Consider the following 3,211-nt stretch of genomic DNA (forward strand, 5'->3'; position numbering starts at 1 on the left):
CGATTGGAATTATCTAGAACCAATGCTGCCTTTACCGATAAAATTTCGAAAGCGCAAAGCGATATGTTTACAGCGCAATCCAGCGGTTTTGATACGCAAGCTCAGGTTACAAAACTTGAAAACGCTTATAGTAATTACCAAAAACGAAATAGCTTGCTATATGTAACGGCGCCTCAAAATGGCTTCATAAATAAAGTATTAACTGGCGGCATTGGCGTAACATTTAAAGAAGGGGAACAATTAGTTGGTATTATGCCTTCCAATTATGATTTGGCTGTTGAAACGTTTGTGCGACCAATTGACTTACCATTACTTCATATAGGAGAAACAGTCCGTGTACAATTTGATGGTTGGCCTGCTATAGTTTTTAGCGGATGGCCAAATGTATCTTACGGAACATACGGCGCAAAAGTTGTGGCTATAGAGCGTTTTATTAGTGATAATGGAAAATACAGAGTGTTACTAGCTCCTGATGATAACGACCATACTTGGCCTGAAGCTATCCGTGTAGGTTCTGGTGCGCGGACTATAGCATTATTAGAAGATGTGCCAATTTGGTTTGAATTGTGGCGTCAAATTAACAGCTTCCCTCCTAATTACTATCAACCAGAAAACGGAAAAACCACCTCAAAAAAGGATAAAAAATGAGAGCATTCATAGTAATTATTTTATTTTGCTTTAGTGGTTTTGTGTCGGCTCAAGATAGTACTTCAGTAATGACACTATCCGAATATTTAGGCTATGTAAAGTCGTTTCACCCGATTGTGAAACAGGCCAACCTAATCATTAACGAAAGTGAAGCCAAACTCATGAAAGCCCGTGGTGCTTTTGATCCTAAATTGGAAGTCGATTTTGATAGAAAGAAATTTAAAGGCACAGAATATTACGATAGGTTAAATGCTTCTTTTAAAATTCCAACCTGGTTTGGTGTTGAGTTAAAAGGAAACTTTGAGGAAAACACCGGCGATTTTTTAAACCCACAAGCGTTTGTTCCTGAAGATGGTTTGTATAGCGCAGGCGTATCCGTTCCTGTGGCTAGAGGCTTGCTTACTAATAGCCGAATGGCTATGCTAAGGCAATCTCGATTATACGTAAAACAAGCGCAAGCAGATAGGCAATTATTGGTTAACAATATTTTGTATGATGCTACCGTAACCTATTTTAATTGGCTAAAAGCATACAACGAAAAACGTGTTTACGAAGATTTTTTAAGCAATGCAGACATGCGTTTTAATGGCATTAAAAAAAGCTACGAAGTTGGAGACAAGCCAGCCATTGACACTTTAGAAGCGCGAATTACCCTAAACGATAGAAAGCTGAATTTAGAAAAATCGAGAATTACGTTTATTAAATCTTCCCTAGAATTATCAAATTTTTTATGGTTGAACGACAATACACCTATTGAAATTAAGGACGCCATTATTCCAGATGTGAATACGTTTGATGCTATCGATTTAACTTTGAATACTTCTGGTTTAGATATTGAAAGTTTTGATATTGAAAGCCATCCAAAACTTCAATCGTTAGATTATAAATACCAAAGTTTGACCATTGAAAAACGGTTAAAGACGAACAATTTATTACCTCAAATTGATTTACAATACAACTTTTTATCGCAAACACCAGAGGTGGCTCGATCTTTCAGCACATCGGCCTACAAAAGTGGTGTTAACGTAAATTTTCCATTGTTTTTAAGAAAAGAACGTGGCGATTTAAAATTGGCAAAAATAAAATTGCAGAATACTAAATTTGATATTCAAAACACAAGAGTAAGCCTTAAAAATAAGATTGATGCTATTAATCAAGAATTGGATTCGTACATTTTACAAAACAATTATACAGATATTATAGTGAGCGATTATTCAAAAATGCTTTCTGCCGAAGAGCGTAAATTCTTTTTAGGTGAAAGTTCTTTGTTTCTGGTAAACTCGCGCGAATCAAAACTAATTGATGCGAAACTTAAAGCCATAGAAATAGAAAACAGTTACTTTAAAACAAAAGCTAATTTATTTAATGTTTTGGCACTTTCTGAGGTTCAGACAAATTAGAACAGCTCTAACTATGGCGTTTTAAAAATATGGATGCTCGGAAGCATTTTGTGCGTTGTTATTATTTTATTTTGACACTTGCCTTTGTAAAAAATTTCAGCTACCTTCGTTTAACAGTCGATATAGACAATTTAAAAAGGTCATATCTTGGTGTTGTAGTGCATTTGAGAAAATGAGAAAAAAATTTAAACTTTCACGATTTTTAATACTAATTGCGTTTCTTTTTGTTGTATACTTTTTGACTAATATGTTCAGAACAAAACGACTTACTGAAAAAGAAAAAGCATTTATTCCATACACAGCAAATCAGATTCTAATTTTTGAATCTAATAAATCCAAAACGGATACTATTACAATTACAGAAATTAGTCTTACAAAGCATCCGCCGAATTTAGGAGATATGTTTTGGGCTAAAAACACAGAAGTTTTAAGAGTCCAAACCGATGTTAACTGTAAGAACTGTGACGAAATAATGTATTTAGGAACTGAAAACTTCTCGTTTGACACAAATATTTCTTGGACAATTAGACTTAACGAAAAGAATTATACTTTCGGAACTAACCAAAAATCGATTGATAAAATTGAAAAAATAAAATCAACAGTAAACGGAATTGAATACGATGATGTTTTAGTTTTGGAAAGGGCAAAACAATTTGAAAGACCAAAAGACAATATTTCAAAAATGTTTTACAAAGGTATTTACCCAATTGATAAACTTTATTGGAGTAAATCAAATGGAATAATAAAATTTGAAATTATTGAAACAAACGAAATTTGGAAAATAAAAAACGCACTACAACACAGTATATAAAAAATTGCTGTTTAGTGCTTAACCAATGTGAGTTGCTTTGTTTGCTTGCATCCGATTTTCCTTCGGAAAATCCTCGCACACAAACACGCAACATTTCATATACGTAAACGTTAAACGAACCTCTCCAAAAACAAAACCCATTTTCAATTTAAAAAAAAAGCTAGCAAACAAGCTGCGTTAGGCCTACCTGCCGGCAGGCAGGCGCCCAAAATATTCTAAATTTTAAACGTTTTTACAGGCCATGTGGCATAGTTTGCTACATCTTCGCCAACGCTACCTTCAAAGAAATGCGCCAAGTATTTTATGCTACGAATAAGAAAACCTTTAAATATTGAAATATTAATCGTAATAT

Annotated in this window: 2 protein-coding genes and 1 pseudogene; all 3 read left to right on the forward strand. The window is 33.9% G+C overall.

The features are described from left to right. Positions 1 to 648 (forward strand): annotated as a pseudogene (locus WBN21_RS05895) (biotin attachment protein); the annotation flags it as partial. Then, positions 645 to 2,048, forward strand: a complete 1,404-nt coding sequence (locus WBN21_RS05900; protein ID WP_424198386.1) for a TolC family protein — start codon at positions 645 to 647, stop codon at positions 2,046 to 2,048. The pseudogene WBN21_RS05895 and the gene WBN21_RS05900, both read left to right, overlap by 4 nt. Before the next feature lie 247 nt (positions 2,049 to 2,295). Beyond that, positions 2,296 to 2,859 (forward strand): hypothetical protein, encoded by a 564-nt coding sequence (locus WBN21_RS05905; protein WP_424198388.1) that lies wholly within the window; start codon positions 2,296 to 2,298, stop codon positions 2,857 to 2,859. Positions 2,860 to 3,211 lie beyond the last annotated feature (352 nt).

It is taken from the genome of Algibacter sp. (assembly GCF_049667265.1).
In the GTDB taxonomy this organism is placed as follows: Bacteria; Bacteroidota; Bacteroidia; order Flavobacteriales; family Flavobacteriaceae; genus Algibacter_B.